Origin of the sequence: Mucilaginibacter sp. (assembly GCF_025362475.1) — a bacterium.
Lineage (GTDB): Bacteria > Bacteroidota > Bacteroidia > Sphingobacteriales > Sphingobacteriaceae > Mucilaginibacter.
This window is the reverse complement of sequence record NZ_JANYGH010000057.1, coordinates 1-17,599: the sequence shown is the minus strand read 5'-3', so window position 1 is coordinate 17,599 and position 17,599 is coordinate 1. Positions and strand designations below refer to the sequence as shown.

12 protein-coding genes are annotated in these 17,599 nt (G+C 43.5%); 2 read left to right on the top strand and 10 right to left on the bottom strand.

Annotated features, from left to right (window positions below; genetic code table 11):
- Positions 1–455: 455 nt before the first annotated feature.
- From Q0R88_RS18830 to Q0R88_RS18785, 10 genes are all read right to left on the bottom strand, one after another.
- Entirely contained in the window at positions 456–1,013 is a 558-nt protein-coding gene (locus tag Q0R88_RS18830) for a hypothetical protein (RefSeq protein WP_295719116.1), read from the bottom strand.
- A gap of 18 nt (positions 1,014–1,031) precedes the next feature.
- On the bottom strand, positions 1,032–1,829 hold the full coding sequence (locus tag Q0R88_RS18825) for an FHA domain-containing protein (RefSeq protein WP_295719112.1): 798 nt from the start codon (positions 1,827–1,829) through the stop codon (positions 1,032–1,034).
- A 12-nt stretch (positions 1,830–1,841) separates the two neighbouring features.
- Entirely contained in the window at positions 1,842–5,933 is a 4,092-nt protein-coding gene (locus Q0R88_RS18820; protein WP_295719110.1) for an FtsW/RodA/SpoVE family cell cycle protein, read from the bottom strand.
- Positions 5,933–7,372: a protein phosphatase 2C domain-containing protein gene (locus tag Q0R88_RS18815; RefSeq protein WP_295719107.1), complete on the bottom strand. Its 1,440-nt coding sequence runs from the start codon at positions 7,370–7,372 to the stop codon at positions 5,933–5,935. Before Q0R88_RS18815 ends, Q0R88_RS18820 begins: the two co-directional genes overlap by 1 nt.
- 90 nt (positions 7,373–7,462) lie before the next feature.
- A complete protein-coding gene (locus Q0R88_RS18810; protein WP_295719105.1) occupies positions 7,463–8,425 on the bottom strand; it encodes a hypothetical protein in 963 nt (320 codons plus the stop codon).
- 32 nt (positions 8,426–8,457) lie between these two features.
- Complete coding sequence (locus Q0R88_RS18805) at positions 8,458–9,888, bottom strand: serine/threonine-protein kinase (protein WP_295719102.1); 1,431 nt, start codon at positions 9,886–9,888, stop codon at positions 8,458–8,460.
- Between the two features lie 270 nt (positions 9,889–10,158).
- Positions 10,159–12,453, bottom strand: coding sequence for a family 20 glycosylhydrolase (locus Q0R88_RS18800; RefSeq protein ID WP_295719100.1), 2,295 nt, complete (start codon positions 12,451–12,453; stop codon positions 10,159–10,161).
- Positions 12,454–12,517: 64 nt separating this feature from the next.
- Complete coding sequence (locus tag Q0R88_RS18795; RefSeq protein ID WP_295719097.1) at positions 12,518–13,351, bottom strand: N-acetylmuramoyl-L-alanine amidase; 834 nt, start codon at positions 13,349–13,351, stop codon at positions 12,518–12,520.
- Entirely contained in the window at positions 13,348–13,794 is a 447-nt protein-coding gene (locus tag Q0R88_RS18790; protein ID WP_295719095.1) for a transcriptional repressor, read from the bottom strand. Before Q0R88_RS18790 ends, Q0R88_RS18795 begins: the two co-directional genes overlap by 4 nt.
- A gap of 294 nt (positions 13,795–14,088) precedes the next feature.
- Positions 14,089–14,718 (bottom strand): hypothetical protein, encoded by a 630-nt coding sequence (locus Q0R88_RS18785; protein WP_295719093.1) that lies wholly within the window; start codon positions 14,716–14,718, stop codon positions 14,089–14,091.
- Positions 14,719–14,920: 202 nt separating this feature from the next.
- Between Q0R88_RS18785 and Q0R88_RS18780 the strand changes: the two genes are divergently transcribed.
- Both Q0R88_RS18780 and Q0R88_RS18775 read left to right on the top strand, forming a co-directional pair.
- On the top strand, positions 14,921–15,355 hold the full coding sequence (locus tag Q0R88_RS18780) for a hypothetical protein (protein ID WP_295719091.1): 435 nt from the start codon (positions 14,921–14,923) through the stop codon (positions 15,353–15,355).
- A gap of 285 nt (positions 15,356–15,640) precedes the next feature.
- The coding region (locus Q0R88_RS18775; RefSeq protein ID WP_295719089.1) for a two-component regulator propeller domain-containing protein at positions 15,641–17,599 on the top strand (1,959 nt) is incomplete at its 3' end.

Below are 17,599 nucleotides of genomic sequence, written 5' to 3'. Positions count from 1 at the left end.
CAATGCTATTAAGTTAATGAGTTTCTCCCCCAGCGGGGGAATAGCTTTGTAGCAAAAAAGCAAAAATGAAGCTCCGTGCCAGAGGTACGGAACCTTAGGTAGCGTACCTCTGGCACGCAAAAGACAATTTATTTATGTTTTTCTACAAAGCTTTTGCTCCTCTGGAGCAACCCATCACTCTCCTAACTTAATAACATTGAGGGTCTCTCGCAGAGGATCCTGAGGAGCCATATAGTTAGGATTGCATTTATGCCCAACAAGCGCCCTCAGGGTCCCTTTTCAAGGAGACCCTGAGGGGACGAAAAGATGTGTCCACAAAGCAACATTGGCCTGAGGGAGTTCGAAAGCTAAAAAGCGGGCATCACGCCGATTAATTTAAAGCATAAAATCATCATCTGAAATCTGCACATCTAAAATTTGCACATCTGCACATCTGAAATCTGCACATCCGCAGCCTACTGATCACTTAACAGATCGATACAATTTTTCTTTAGCGACTCCATACGTGCGGGCAGCGTATCGATGGCCTTTTCATCATGTAAATTTTTGTAAAGCACCTTAATAATCGTGAGTGTATTATCATCCGGCTCGCAGGCCTGGGCTTTTTCAAGGTGGGGCAGGGCATTTTTTGCTTTGGTAATGTAGGCAATATCAACCACCGTTTGTTTGCCCTGCATATCTTTAAGATACAGGTAACCTAATGCGCGGTGCGCTATATAATAATTCGGCTGGGCGGCTATAACCAATTGATAATACTTAATGGCCTTTATACTTTGATTATCCTCCTCATATAATTTAGCCAGGAAATTATAAAAACTGGTACGTACCTTTTGTGTTAGTTTGGCTGTATCCGGCAGGATCTTATCAGCAAGGGTCATTGCTCTGTCCGCATCGGCGTTCAGCCTGGCTTCGTTAAAATCAATATAGGTATTGTAAACCTCATCGGCAGTTTGCGCGTGCGCTAAAGCACTTATGCCAACTATTAAAGCCAATAAAAATATCTTCCTGATCATTTCAATAAAACTCCCTTACTATCCTTCGGCTTTAACGCTAAATAAAAATACTGCCGATTCTCCTAATATCACCTGGTCGCCTTCGTTCATGGGATGACCTATCTGGGTAGAGTTTAGTTTTATCAACTTATCATCAGCGGCAATATGGATCTTGGTTTTATTACGCGGAGGTACGCCTCCTTCATCCGCAAAAATCATAAAGCACTCGGCATCTTTGTTCCATTCGATATGCGCATGCTGGCGGCTGATGAATTTGTTGCTTTCGTCATCACTTACAGCCGGGAATATGATCTTATTTAACCGGTACGACCCATTATCTGTAACCGCTTTTTTATCCCGGCCAATATTGATCTTACCATCCGTAGCCTTAACAATATATTCTTCCTGTTCGGCCTCGCCATTCAATATCCGGATATAGGCTATTGCTGATGAAGCATTATGGGCAACCTGCCTGCGGGTATGCATCAGGAAAGCAGCGTCGAGCCCGGGAATTTTAGAAGCTTCGGCCGGAAATTGATCGGTGAATAAAACTTCTATCGTCCAGTCTTCCGGCAGATCAATAGCGTAATCATCTGCTATTCTTTGAACCTCATTGCGGAAAACTTCTTTTTCGTGCACGTAAACCGCACCTTCATATAGATGCTTTTCTTCTGCAATGGGGGCAACGTACAGCAGCAGCTCTTTAATATGTCTTCCTTCGCCGCCTTCTACCTTTTGCAGGGCTTCCTTTATAAAACGCAATAAGGCATCGCGCAGGCTTTTTACATCCACAGAGCGCTTTTCGCCGCCGCTTTTACTAAAAAAATTAAATGCCATGTTCTATATTTTTTATTGATTCATTTCTTCTGGTGTTTCTACATTTACCGGGGTTATGCTTTTCATATAACCTTTCTTGAGCAGGAATGGTATTACATGCTTACCAGCCAAATGCACGGCATCTGATGACCCTTTGGTTGATTCTACACGGATACAAACAACCATATTACCCTTTCCGTTTGCCTCGGGTGCAAAAAACACGTACCAGCCGTCGTTCACACTTTTATTTTTTACAATACGCTCAGGCGTACCGCTTTTACCGGCAACTGCTATACCCAATATAGGCACTTTAGGCGCGCTTTGGGCTATCATGTACTGCTTCAACATAGCGGCGTAATCTGGCTTGTCGGCCAGTTTGATACCCTCTTTTACCGGCATTTTGGTTTTGCCAATGTTCAGTACAAAACGATTGGCCAATAGTACACCATTATTAGCCACGCCCGATACCAGCCGGGCCACAGATGCCGGGGTAGCTATCAGCTCGCCCTGACCCCATGCCATACCCGAGATACCCTTAGCCCTGGTTTTATGGATATTGTTAGGATCATACCGGGGCTTGGTATTAAATTCGGTTTTACGCCACAGGTTACGCCATTTTTCTTCCTGCGTATCATTATCTGTCGGTTTATTATAATAGTAACCACCCACGCCACGCAGAAACATCCCTGTTTTCATGTAAAGATTAACCATATACTCCTCTAAATGCTGTTGGTTGGCCAGCTTAATAAAATACACGTTGTTTGATTTCGCTATCGCACGCTCCATGGTAATTACCCCGGTTTCATCCGGCTCAATACCTTTGGTACGGATGCGCTCCGCGGTGCTCACATGATAAGTAACCTCGGCGGCAGCCATTCCAAGCTTGTTAAATGCCGACATGGCCGTTAACACCTTTGCCGTTGAACCAGGCTGCGAGGCGTAGGTAAAGCCCAAATCGGTAGTGGTCATCCAGTTGGATAATTTATTCTGATCGGTCTGTGACATCGTTAACTGATCCCAGTTATGTACGGGCGGCAGCGGGTATTGTGCCGATACCAATACATCGCCGGTACTGGCTTCCATTACCACCACAGATACGCGATTATCATACAGGGAAGTATCTGTCGCTATAGATTGTTGAATGCTGGTTTGCAGATCGGCATCCATGGTAAGCTTTACATCGCGATTGCGGTTTTTAAACGCGGCTACTTCGGGCCCGTTAATATCTGTCAGTAGCAGCGGCGCCAATGCGCTATAATCTTTTTTAGCCACCGTCATTTCCTTTACACCACGGGGCAAAAACCTGTCTTCCTGGAAACGGGATGCTTTTACATTGTAACTGGTGATAGGCATTTTAAAGCCGCGCAGCTCGGCGGCATGCTCATACTCTGCAAAATAACCATTGGTACTTCCGTTAAACACACCGGTATTTACATCTCCCGTCCAAAAAAACATTTGTTCTTCAAAAGGATAAAATCTTTCCAGTCTTTTATGTTTGGCCGAGTCGAGGTCATAATTTTTTATACCCGATGTTGCCAATTTTGCCTTTTGTTTTTCAATCAGTTCGGGCCTGCTGGTAGCCAGTATCAACCCATTTCTATCCAATAGGGAACCAGCCTGCAGCTTGTTCATCAGGATAGCTATACGTGGGTTATAGCTAAACATCCGCAGGCCACTTTTATCGGCAACCAGCGCGGGTTTTACTACCCATTTTTTATTGTCGGCACTGTAGCGCGATACATTCACAGTTAACAAAACCACCGCAGCCAATGCAGCTGCCAAAGCAGGCACCAGGTTTTTATCCTGTTGTTTGGTAATAAAGCTCATTTGCACCTGCGTACCTTTTACCATAGATACGGAGAGTAAAAAACCGGTAGCCAATAAATTAATTACCAGTGATGAACCACCATAACTTTCAAAAGGCAGGGATACCCCCGATAACGGCAAAGCGCCGATTGATCCACCCGCGATGAGCAAAAACTGCACAAAGGTACATACGCCTATGCCCGCGCTGAGATAAAACAGCAGCGGCGTACCCGTTTGCCGCCCAATGATAATAGAGCGGTGCAGGTACAGCAAAAACAATATAAATACGGCTGCCATACCGGCCCAGCCAAACTCCTCGCCAATAGATGGCAATATCATATCGGTATGCGCTTCGGGTATGGTTTTAGCGAAACCCTGGCCCACACCTTCGCCGGTTAAGCCGCCGCCGGCCATAGCCCATAGGCCATTTGCTACCTGGTCGCCGCCATACACTTCGTTGTTCCATGGGTCCTGCCAAATGGCTTTACGCTCAACCAACCTTTCAACCGGGCCGGGAATGATCTTATCCAGCCCCGGAATTTTATCAATAGTTAAAAACGCGCTCACCACAATAAGCGCCATAATAGCCGATTCGCTCAGGAATCGCGGTTTTAAAAACCCTACCAAACCCAATATACCAAAAGTAATACCGGCACTCAGCCAAACATTATCAAAAAACCAGGTGATCAATACAAACAAAACCACAAATCCAGCCATCGACAGGAAATCGCCGCGGGAGAAGGAGAACAGGATAATAAACGTGAAGCAGATTACCATTGCCGGGCCCAAATCGCCCAAAACTAAAAACAGCAGCAGGGTTATTACAGTAGCTGTTAAAGCAAATGAAAAAAACGACCAGCGTTTTCCCCAGCTGGCGTACTGGCTGATGAATTTTTCATTAGCCGCAAAAAATCCCGCCAGGAAAATCACGATCAAATATTTAACGATCTCGCTTGGCTGAAATCCCAAAAGGTTAACTTTCACGCCGCTCCCCTCGGGGCCGGTACCAAATAAAATAGTGCTGAACAAAATGCCCATCGCCACGATAGCCCAGGGCCAGCCGTTTGCCGCGCTGCGGGTATTTTTAAAAACCAGCAGCCTGTATAACATAGAATCGGCAGTAAGGCGGCGAAGATTGATGAACATCATCAGGCATACACCTCCAACGCCTATGCCTAAATACATCAGGGTATCTTTGGCTAAAAATCTATCCCGCAAAGGGTCCTGCAAACTTAGTAATGTAAGGAACGAGATGCCCGTGAGCATCATTACCAATGGCAAAATCAATTGATCGGCTTGTGGATAACGGGCACTAAGCAGGATATGGATGAGAATGAAACCGGCAAAAAAGCTGGCTGCTATTATCCAGTACCAGGTATTAAAATCATCAATAGTACGAACAATGAATGCTCCTTCTTTTTTCAGGATATTAAAATCGCGGGTTGAAAGCAGCTTTATACTATGCGCCGACTGTGAAAAGTTAATGGTTTTATCGTCATTTAACTCAACCACCCCTTGCGAGCGGCCAAACTCAAAGCCCGGTTGCAGGGGTAACAGTTCAAAGGCTTTATTGGTAGGCAGGTTTTTAAACGCGTATTTACCGTAAGCATCGGTACGGGCAAAAGCGGTTAGTGATTGCAGCTGCCGTTTTTTATCGCCATTTAAAACATATATTTTTTTTGAAGCAACGGTATTTTCGGTTGTTGTATTTTTAGCGGCGGTTTCCTCGTCAGAGTAAATGCTATCCTTAGGCAATATCATATTCAGCCTAACCAAAACCCCGGCAACCAGCCCGTCTTTATGTTTAATAGTACCGCTAATGCTATACTCTCCCAGGCCCAGGTCATTTTGTGCGGGCACCTCTGGCGGATGATTTTTTTCCTGCGTAAACCGGATAGAATCATCACCTGTATAACCCAGCAACTCGCGCGAATCCATAACCCTTTGCCTGAACGATTCGCCTCCCCGCTCCATGGCCTCATCGGCATTAACGTAGTACCTCCGTTTGTTAAGCTCACCGGCGTTATCAAAAGCTGTGGCTGCATTTGCCTTACCCGCAATAGTTGATTGGATGTAATCAACATCCCTGGGGTCGTCAAAATAATACCCTTTTTTTAATAAAGCGGCTACATTTCTGGCGGGGTTTGGCGCATTGAGGTTTACAATGGTACCATCCTGCAGGCGTTTATCTACATCAACAAACTTCTGTTGCAAAACGGCATACAGTTTACCAAATAAAACCAACAGCACAATGCCGGTAAGTAATAAAAACAGTCGCTCCATTCGCCTGCCTGGAGCCGCGGGTGTACCCTTATCCATTATTTTTTGATGACTTTGGGTAGTGAATCTATTTTAAACATACCGCCAAACAACCTGCCCGAAACGTATTTTTTATCTGGGAAAATATAGGAGGTTTGCACGGGCAAAGCGCAGTTATTAAACTGTACATATTTTAACACCAGTGCATCATTATGGGTTGCAACCGCCACCCGGAAGCCATCAAAGGCCACACTATCCAACACCACATACTTGCTTTTGGTCGATAGCACTATACCTGGCCCGTTGTAGGCAGAATCCTTCCTGAACACAATTTTACCTTTTGCTTTTATGTACAAACTATCCTTTGCTATGTAAATGGAGTCGCTTAAAATAATAGGCTCCTTAAAATCGGCCTCAGATAATATAAGTGTATTGCCTTTTAATTTATTGAGGGTATCCTGCAGCTTGATCTCTCCGGCGCTTTTGGGCTTCACTGTTTTTATAGCAACAGGTGGCTTAATATCATCATGCTTTAACTGCTGGTTTACCCAGTACTCCCACACAAATCCGCATAAAAACACCGTGAACAAAATAGCAAGCACGATCACCGTACCCCGGTTACTTTTTTGCTTTACCCGCAATATTGGCGGGGGATCTGGTAATTTAGGTTGATGTATGGGGTCTATAATTTCTTCGGCAACCCTTGTTGCTGCCGCAGCTGCCGGACGGGTGGCATTTTGCTGGCGCGGAGCCTTATCATTGTGCACAAGCACAACAGTCACGTTATCCTTGCCCCCTTTGCTATTAGCAGCATTAATTAGTTTTGCGCCCTTGTCTTCCAATGATCCGCTTCCGGTTAAAATACCTTTTATCAGGTTTTTATCCACCATATCGGTAAGGCCGTCACTGCATATCAGCAGCGTATCACCGGGTAAAAATGGTGAGTGACCGGTTTCTACAAAATCGGCATCCTTGGCTATGTTTGGGTCGAAACCGAGCGCCTTGTTGATCTCGTTACGTTTTGGATGATCCATTGCCGCCTCTTCACTCAACCGGCCAGAGTCTTCCAGGAAACCTACAAAAGAATGGTCTTTTGATATTTTAATAAGCGAGTTATCGCGCAGCAAATACAAACGGGTATCGCCAACATGGGCATAGTAAAACTGGTTATTCTCTAAATCAATAACAGCCAGCGTAAGTACACAAGCCATGTTTGCAAGCTCTTTTTGCTGCAATTTACGATCATAGATCTGCCGGTTGGCATTAATAAAAGTGTTTACCAGCAACGGAGGAATGTTGCCTGCAATGAACGATAGATCTTTGATGATACACTCCCGTGCCATTTCTGCAGCTACTTCGCCGCCTACATAACCACCCACGCCATCAATAACACAAGCAATGATAAAGTCACCATCACCGGTTTTTTGAGCAATAAAGGCGTCCTCGTTATTATCCCGCTGCCTGCCCGTATCCGTTATCCCGAAAAAATTATTTGTCATGGTTTCTACTGGATTGTTTAATGTCAATAAAATGGGCCAGCAATAATAAAACGCATATTGCCAATATGCCTATTGATAATATTTGTGACATTATGCCTCGGGTTTAAATATGTTGATGCCGATGATACCATTCAGCAATATTTTTGAATTAAAAGGCAACTCTACCCATTGTGGTGAGTTTACATCACTGCGGGTAACCTCCTGCTCGTTGATCATGGTGAGCTCGCCAAATGAGGATAAATACAGCTTGCCATCGGCTTTATTCATGCGGATACGCAGGTGCGGGGTATTTACCCAATCGCTCGGGATCTTAAATACCGCTGCTTCTTCGCGGGTTTCTTCATTACCAGATACTACTATATCTTCATTTTTCATCAGGAACTCTACCTTACGGCCCACAAACTGTTTATCGGGCATAATGGTATCCAGTCGGGCCAAAACCTGCTGACCGGGCTTCACTACATCCTTTTCATCATAATGCAGTTCGTTGGAGTAAGGCAGCTCATAATAGCCTTCGCTGTAATAAGTAAAGCCTTTTAAAATATCATTACTGATATCTAAAGTTTGGGCAACACCCGTATGGCGGGGGATAAAAGTAACCCGCAGGTTCTCTTCCTTTTTATTGCTACCGGGCAACAGTTTACCTATAAAACCTTTATCGCCCTTGGCATAATCCGGATGTGATACCAGCCTGAACACCCATTTTGAGCTGGATGGCTCTACCTTTTTACCAACTTCCTGATGTTCGCGCAGGAGCTCATAAAACTTTTTTACCGACTCATGCACTATAATACCAAACAAGCCCGAGCGGTTATTGATAAACTCCTGGTAGTCTTCCTCGTTGAAACTGATGATATATTCATGGTAAAACACCACGCGATCGGCAAAAGAAAGCTGGCCAATTGATTCCCTGAATTTTTCGATAATGTACATGTAAACATCATCGGGTGTAAGTGATTTATTATTTACTGCAGCAACAGCGGCAGCTTTTCCATTTGGCAGAAACCAGTCCTGCAAACCTATTTTTTGCCAAAATGTAGATTTTGATTCCATTCCGAGGATCTTTAGAGATTAACTATCATTAACTAAAAACTCAATTTTGTTGTATCAGCGGCCTTTACACTATCGCGATAAAATTGCGGATCGCTTTTGGGTTTATGCCTCACTCCCCTCAGTATTGAATCTGCAATTGAATCAACTTCGGCCGGAATGGTTGATGCATTATCATTATTAACGGGTTGATTTACGTTGCTATCCGGTTTCGCTTTATCAACCTGTGCCGGCTTAACAAAGTGGCTTAAAGTATCTCTTGGCGGCTGCGATGATTTAAAAAAAGTATTGTAGATACCCCGCCGGTGTTTAATAGCCATAACAGACGAAAACCCGGTAAGTGCTACCAATAATACAATTAAACTGATAAATACCGGTCTGGAGATCCGCACCGCGTGCTTGCCAACAGCAGCCGGCGACTCTGAACTATTGGGTATAACATCCCCCCCCTTTGCGCTTTCGGCCTCCTGGTAGTAAAGCAGTAAGCCCTGCAGGCGTTCGTTCTCCTTGAGCAATACCGATGCGTTCCATGAATCATCAACCTGGTTGCTGTTTACCGCTGAAATACTGCTATGTACCAGGGCATCCTGCAGTTCAATACCACTCGGGAACCTGTGTTCGGGCTCTTTTTCCAAACATTTAGAAACAATTTTAAGCAGCCAGGCCGGCACCAGCATTTCATGTTCCTTCTTTTGATCATTCCAGCTGGCCGGTAAATTCTTTTTACGCAGCTCCATTACATCGGGCACCTGGTTATCCATGTGCGCCAGCATTACCGCGTTGCGGGCGGTTTCGCCATTATCACGCAATGGAAAAGGCACCTGCCCTCCAATCAGTTCATACAGAATAATGCCATAGCTGTACACATCAGTCTGGAAATACATCAGCCCTTCATTCTGCTCGGGAGCCATAAACTCTATGGCACCGGCATGGCGAATACTGGTACGCCGCTGATCATCAGACATTGCCGAAAGTCCAAAATCCAGCAGCACATAGTTGCCTGTATGAACGTTGAACTTTACGTTATTACTTTTAATATCGCCATGCTTTACCGAAACCTTGTGGCAGTGTGAAAGGGCGTTAGCCAGCTGATCGGCCAGTTTAATGATCTCTTTAATGGTAAAGATGGGCTCATGCGGTGGCTTCAGCAGATCTTCCAGATCGGGTCCATCAATGTACTCCATCTCGATGAAAGGGAACGAACCACTCTCGGTAATGCCGGAGTTTAAGATCTTCACCACATTGGGGTTAGGCTCTTCGTTTACCTTTTTTAGTTTTTCAACCTCGTTCTGGAAGTTTCTAAAATTCTTATCGTCGGTACTTTCGGTGTGAATAGGGGTCGGCAATAACTTTACCGCCGTGATGATGGGGCCGTAACGCCTGCCTTTATAAACAGAGCCTTGCCCGCCCGTTCGCAAAGCCCCCATATTCTCCAAGCCTTCGGTTATTGTAAATACTTTGCTCATTGAGTTATACTTGCAGTGCTATAAGGTTAAAATAACAATTGTTAAACTTTGTTACCTCAACATAACGCACACATTAGTGTTTGGTTATAAAAATATGAAAATTTATATGCAGATTTCAGATGTGCAGATTTTAGATGTGCAGATTTCAAATGTGCAGGTTACAGATGTGCAGATTTCAGATGATTTTCATCTGAACATCTAAAATTTGCATATCTATTTTTCATCTGCACATCTGAAATCTGCACATCTGCACATCTGAAATTTGCACATCTACTTGATAACAATTTCATCCACCAATAGCCAGGCTTTTGCTCCGGCAATGTACTCGCCCGGCGGAATAACGCCTTTATTGGCACCTTTTACCCTGATGTACCGGGCTTGCAATGGTTTTATATTCGCCCTCACCGCATTAATGCCATTGGCGGTAAATTCCGTTTGGCGATAAACTTCGGTATAGGTTTTCCCATCTTCGGATACTTCAAAAGTGAGCAGCGACGGCTCCCACATTTTTTGCCAGTGGTATTTTAAAATATTGATACCCAGTTGTGATACTTTTTGCACCGAACGAAGGTCGACCACCGCATCCAGATCCTCGCCGTTGAAACCATACCATTGGCCATCGTTATAAAGCTTATTCCCAAACACGCCGTTTACCAGGCCAGAGATATCGCCGGTGTTATAGGTGCCTTTAGGCTGATTTACCAGCGTTACTGTTTTGCCAACCGCTTTGTGCATGTTAAAACTTTGCATGTATGTGCGCCCTGTTTGTTTACCATTACTGAACAAAGCGGCTTTGATGTTGCCCGATGAGGTGATGGTTAAGAGTTTACTATATAATTTACTTTTAAGCCCCGGTGCCGACCCATCGGTTGTGTAAAATATTTTACCGCCCGGCAGGGTTGTATTAAGACTAAGCGATGTTTGATGGTTTGCTTTTGTGTCTATATCGCCGGTTATTTCGTCAAAGGTGTTGGCGGCATTGATGTTGAGCCTTTGCAGCATTGGGTGCTGATATCTTAACCGCTTCAAAAATCCATCATAATCCTTATTCTCCTTTGCTGACCACCCCACCTCGGCCAGGGCCAGCATCCGGGGGAATAGTTGCCGCTCGGCCTGTGCCGGGCTGGTCATGTACTCGCTCCATGCATTGGCTTGTACCCCTTTAATGTAGGTGGCTTCATCGCCAGATAGCTCTTTGGTTATGGGTTCATAATTATAAACCTTGCTTAGCGGCGTGTAGCCCCCGCCTGCAATTGGCTCGGCAGCGTAAAGTGACTGGTAATAATCAAGGTACACATATTTCTCGGGGGTCATGATTGCGTCGTGGTGTTGTTTGGCTGCGGCTATGCCACCCTCCTCGCCCGTCCAGCTCATTACGGTTGCGCCGGGGGTTAAGCCACCTTCCAGTATCTCATCCCAGCCAATAATTTGCCGGCCTTTACTGTTCAGGTATTTCTCCATGCGACCAATAAAATAGCTTTGCAGCTGGTGCTCATCTTTTAAATGCTCATCCTTAATTCGCTTTTGGCATTTGGGGCAGGTTTGCCATTTGGTTTTTGGGCATTCATCGCCACCTATATGAATATATTTTGATGGAAATAGCGGCAGCACCTCATCCAGCACATTTTGTAAAAATGTAAAAGTTTCATCATTACCGGCACAGTACACATCATCAAATATACCCCAATAGGTAGCCGCTTTGTACGGACCACCGGTACAGCCCAACTGCGGGTAAGCAGCCAGTGCAGCCAATGCATGCCCGGGCATTTCAATTTCGGGGATGATACTGATATGCCTTTCAATAGCATATTTTACAACCGCTTTAACTTCGTCCTGCGTATAGTAACCTCCATATCGTTTGCCATTAAACTGGTGCGGGCTATCCCGTTTATGCCCGATGATGGTTTCATCGCGATAGGCCGAGATGCTTTGCAGTAATGGATATTTCTTTATTTCTATCCGCCAGCCCTGGTCGTCGGTAAGGTGCCAGTGAAAGGTGTTGATTTTGTACAGCGCCAGCACATCAATCCATTTTTTAATGGTTTCCACATCAAAAAAATGGCGGCTTACATCCAGGTGCATCCCACGGTAGGCAAAGCGCGGACGATCTTTAATGGTGCAGCCCTGTACGGTTATTTTACCGTTTGATGGTTTCAGCAATTGAACAAGCGACTGCAGCCCATAAAATACACCGGCCTCATCATGACCAATTATTTTTATCTTTTTTTGAGTGACGATTAGCCGATAACCTTCTTTTGCAGTGATGGCCAAAGAGTCGATATCTAAATTGATAGAAGGAATTACTGATTTATTATTTACCGACAGCGTATACCCTGAAAGGGAACCGAAATACTGATTAAAAAAACTAAGATTGTTGACATCGATACCATCACCAACAGCTATTCCCGTTGCCGGGGAGAAAGCAAATACAAGATTATTTTTTTCAACTTTGTAAGGCTGTGGAATTATACCCTGTTCTTTAATTTGTGCCGATGCACTGCTGATGAACAATACCAGGACTAAAGTTTTTACCAGGAACTTGCAGGAGTTAAGCAGCTTTATCATCAGTATAGATTTATAAAGCCGAATATAACTGATTATAGCGACGGTATGATATTATCCCCGAAAATTACAAGCTGCCTATAGCCTTGCGGTAATTATTTATGGCGGTAATAATGGACTGCACAATTTCGTTTTGCCCATCTGGAGAGTTCAGGTAATCCTCCTCCTCGGGGTTGTTGATAAAACCCGTTTCAACAAGTACGGCGGGCATAGCGCTATGGGCCAGTACCAATACACCCTGCTCTTTTACCCCTTCGCTTGAGCGGCCATTGGTATCGGTAAATTCAGCGTTCACCAGGTCACCAAACAGGATACTTTGCTTGCGGTATTTTTGAATATAGGCGTTTAGGATAATGGCATTTGAAGGGTCGCTTTCATCATAGCTCTCGTAGTTTTGCTTATAGTCCTTCTCAATAAATATTGACGAGTTTTCTCTTACGGCCTCCTCCTGCTCTTTCAGCCTGTGAAAACCATAAACCAGCAGCAGCACCCCCTTGCGTTTATGTGACGAAGCCGCGTTACCCTCTGGTGATGAATTGCAGTGAATAGAAATGAACAGGTTACCATGATTCTGGTTGGCTATAGCTGATCGCTGGTTAAGCGGAATAAACGTATCATCGGTACGTGTCATGATGGTGTTTAGTCCTTTGATGCCTGTATCTATAGCTATTTTAAGTTTTTTGGCGATAGCCAGCGTTACGTTCTTTTCAACAGAATAGGAACCCCGCGCACCGGGGTCTTTACCGCCATGACCGGCATCTATGATAACCGTTTTAAACCGGAAGGCTGAACTAACGGGAATAGTATCCCTGCCGGGTGTGAAAGAGCAAAGACAAAAAATCAGGGACACAAAGCAGCAGTTAGCAGCTATGATATGTAAAAGCTTTTTATTCAGGATCATTTTTTTATAGCCTTTTTACTGCACTTGGGGCATAAACCCGTTGCGTATAATGTAAAACACCGGGGCTCAAACCCGGGGGGAAGGTTGATGGCCGGCAGGTGCAGATCATTCAGGCAATACACATTTTTGCATTCGGTACAATTAAAGTGCAGATGCTCGTCGTGATGATGCTCCTCGCTGCAATTGGATGAACAGAGGGCATAGTTGGCTGTACCGTTCAAATCAAATACTTTGTGAATGATACCCTTTTCCTCAAACGCGTTGAGGATACGGTAAAGGGTAACCCTGTCTATATCATTCATCACACTTTCCAGATCGGGCTGGGAAGTGGCCGCGCTGCGCGACGACATCATGGACAACACCCTTAGTCTTGGGGCTGTTTTTTTTAAATGATGCTTGTTCAGCAAATCTTCAAAGTGAAAATTATTACGGGTTTGTGCCATTTAACCTTTCGGGGAGTAGTGTTTTATAAGGATACAAATTTAACAAGAATATACAATGGTTTAAAATTGCGTATGCGGTTAATTTGTAAATCCCCGATTGCATGTATAACGCTGAATTAAGGATGAAATTGCAAACCTATAATTGGGCTATACAAAGCGCGTTTCACCCCGCAGGCAAAACATGCTCAACAGCTTTTCATTCAGCAACTATCTTGCTTTTGATTTTCAAAAATAAACTGCCACCCCGTTTCGGGATGGCAGTAGTGCATCTATCTCCCTGTGCGTAGTTTTGTATTAATAAGGGCTTTTTTGCAAAGCGACACCAGCAGGCAAAGCAAATAATGCCGCATCCAATTTACCGGGTTTAATTTCGGTTGCGGTACTTTCTATGTAAAACTGGGCGTTGTCGATAGTCATTTTTAATGGCATCGCGTTTGTTTTTGATAGGATGGTATACCAGTTACCAAATTTGTGGTTGACATATAATTTACTATCAACCGGTACTTTAGATGTGAAATAATATTTCTGAACGCCGCTTTTGCAGGTAAGTACCAGCTCGTCGCATTTATAGCCCAGGATATCAACAACCGCTTTGTGCAGTTCGGTGCTGATAACCTCATCGGCGTTAACGGCGCCATCATTCCAAAGAATAGCTTCGGAGTTGCTCATTTTGTTATAAAGCTTATTATCAGCATTAATGTACAGCTGCCATTGCAGCAAAGTCCCGTTCAAATCAGACCTGTAATCGCCGCCCTTTACATAATAGTTTTGAATACTGCCCATCATAGTGGTAAACTGCGCATCACTTACATTGGGCAATTTACTTTTAATGGTGTTGCTATAAGTAATTTTGCCTTCAAATGATTGTGCCGAGGCTATAAGGCAGGTTATAGCTAAAGACAGGCTTAGGATAAGTTTTTTCATGAGTGATTATATTAGGCTAAAATAATATTATGATTTATAAGTAACAAACAGAAACATTTAAGTAAGAACGTTTGCCGTATACAGGATTAAACTGCCATGTAATATGATGCGCCAAGAAACTCCGCCGGCTAACTATAATGTTTCAAAAAAAATTACGTATTTTTATTGAAACATTAACAAATACTAACCTAAAAACCTACTTATGAACCCATTAGCAGAAAAAGTAATCAATACATGCGAAGCTGTTTTTAACGCAAACAGCGCCAATTGCAGCGGCTTTGCAAAAGCTGTAAGCACTACATTCGATATTGAATTGAGCGGCCTGGCAGATGAGATAGTGGATGAAATAAAAACCGGCGAATGGGTTAGCTTAAATGATGGTATAGATGCAAAAAACAAGGCCGACGAAGGATGGCTTGTGATTGGTGGCTTAAAAGGTCATGATAATAATCCCCCGCAAAGCCATGGCCATGTGGTTGTAGTAGTAAGCGGCCCTTTAGATGGCTCCCACCATAAATACCCCACGGCCTACTGGGGAAAATTAGGAAGCACCGGCAAAAAAAACACGCCGCTTAACTTTGCCTGGAATTCCGAAAGCAGGGATCGGGTAATTTATGCCGGAATTAAACTTACCTGATTATTGAATTGCAGTGATAAATAGTGTTCCCCTTATGGGGAGCAAGCAACAAACCTGTTTATTGGTTTAAAGACTTGATTCTAAAAACGGGAAACAGGCAACCCATCAATTTTCTTAACTAAAAAGTAATACATGGAAACAATTTTTCCATTATTTACGTATCAGCATAAGTACTTATTCATTTAAAACAAAAGCCACACAGACTGCAGAAATATTATAATAGGCAGCGCTTACTTAACTATAGATTAACAATACATTCACCATTAAAAGCATTGACACGATAAAATGAGGCAAATATTTCTTTTCATTTCGTGTCTATACCTGCTTTATCCTGGCCTGTCTTATTCGCAAACCCAAAATCCAAAATTTAAACAACTTAGCACAAACGAAGGGCTTTCCCAAAGCCATGTGTGTGCCATTATTAAAGGCAGCCGGGGCTTTATGTGGTTTGGAACCGAAGACGGCCTGAATAAATATGATGGTTATAAGTTTACGCACTACAAGCACGATCAGAATAATAAAGCCAGCATTATTGATAATTATGTATTAGCCCTCATGGAGGATGGGGCCGGTAATTTATGGATAGGAACCGATAGCGGGCTCGATAGGTTTGACCGCGCAACAAATACGTTTATCCATTACTCCAACAATCATATAACATATTCTGTCAGATCTATTTTCGTCGATAATAAAAACAGGATCTGGCTGGGCACCAGCAAGGGCTTGTATTTATTTAATGCAACAAATGGTTCATTTAAGAAATATACCCATCCGGGTAAAAACGCCAACAGTTTAATTAACGATTTTATATACCAAATTACCCAGGATAATAATGGCTGGTTGTGGATTGGCACCGATGATGGCTTGTATCATTTTAATCCCCAAAACAATAAGTTTATCCGGTATGCGCATGATCCTGCAAACAATAAAAGTATTGGCTCCAGTTGGGTAAAAGCTGTTTATAAAGATAGCAAAGGCAATATTTGGATCGGCACGCTTGGCGGCGGAGTGGCATTATATAACAGTAAAGACGACTCTTTTATAAATTTCAAAAACAACCCGTTAAACAGTAACAGTATCAGCCATAACGATATTCTTTCGATAATGGAAGGCGCCGATGGAAAGCTATGGGTAGGTACGGAAAACGGTGGAATAAGTGTTTTTGATTATACTGCCAATAAGTTTGTTTGTTACAAATTTGATGCAAACGATCAATCCAGCCTTAGCAGTAATTCTGTTTATTGCTTATATAAAGATGATACCGGGAATACCTGGATAGGCACATACTCGGGCGGGGTTAATTTTTTGCCCAGGTTTGGTGATAAATTTACTACCTATAGCCAAATCCCAAACAATCCTAATAGTTTAAGCAATAACAATGTACTCTCCATCTCTGGCGACGAAAATGACGAAAATATTTGGATTGGTACCGATGGCGGCGGCCTTAACCTATTTAACAAAAAGAAAAAAACCTTTATTCGTTACCTGCACAACGACTATAACACCAATACCATCAGTAATAATTATATCCTGGCAATTGTACCCATTGATAAGAACCTTATCGCGCTTGGTTATCACAACGGCGGGTTTGATGTGTTTGATAAAAAAAGAGGTGTTTTTAAGCACCATATGCCCCAGGCAAACGATCCTCATAGCCTTTCCCTTTCTGATATCAATAATATGTACAAGGACAGCAAAGGCAATATTTGGATAGGCACCTGGAAAGGCGGCCTCAATTATTATAACGTTAAAACCGATAAATTTACGCGCTACCAGAATAACCCTTCAGATAACAACAGCATAGGGGGCAACATTATTACCACCGTGTTTGAGGATAAACAGGGTAATATATGGGCGGGTACAGATGGCGGTCTGGATATGCTTGATCCTAAAAGTGGCCGATTTACTCATTACAGGCACGATGAGGAAAACAAGCACAGCCTATCAAGCAATACTGTAGAATCTATTGCCGAGGCCGGGAACGGCGACATATGGGTGGGCACAAATGGCGGAGGACTAAACTATTTTAACAGGCGAACCCAAACATTTACAGCATACACCGAAAAAAATGGCCTACCCAATAATGTGATCTACACCATTTTGAAAGACCATAAAGGTAATTTTTGGCTAAGCACCAACAAGGGCCTCGCCCGCTTTAACCCCAAAACCAAAGCTATCAGATCCTATGGCATTTCTGATGGATTGCAGGGAAATGAATTTAAGGGGCATTCCTGTTTTCAAACT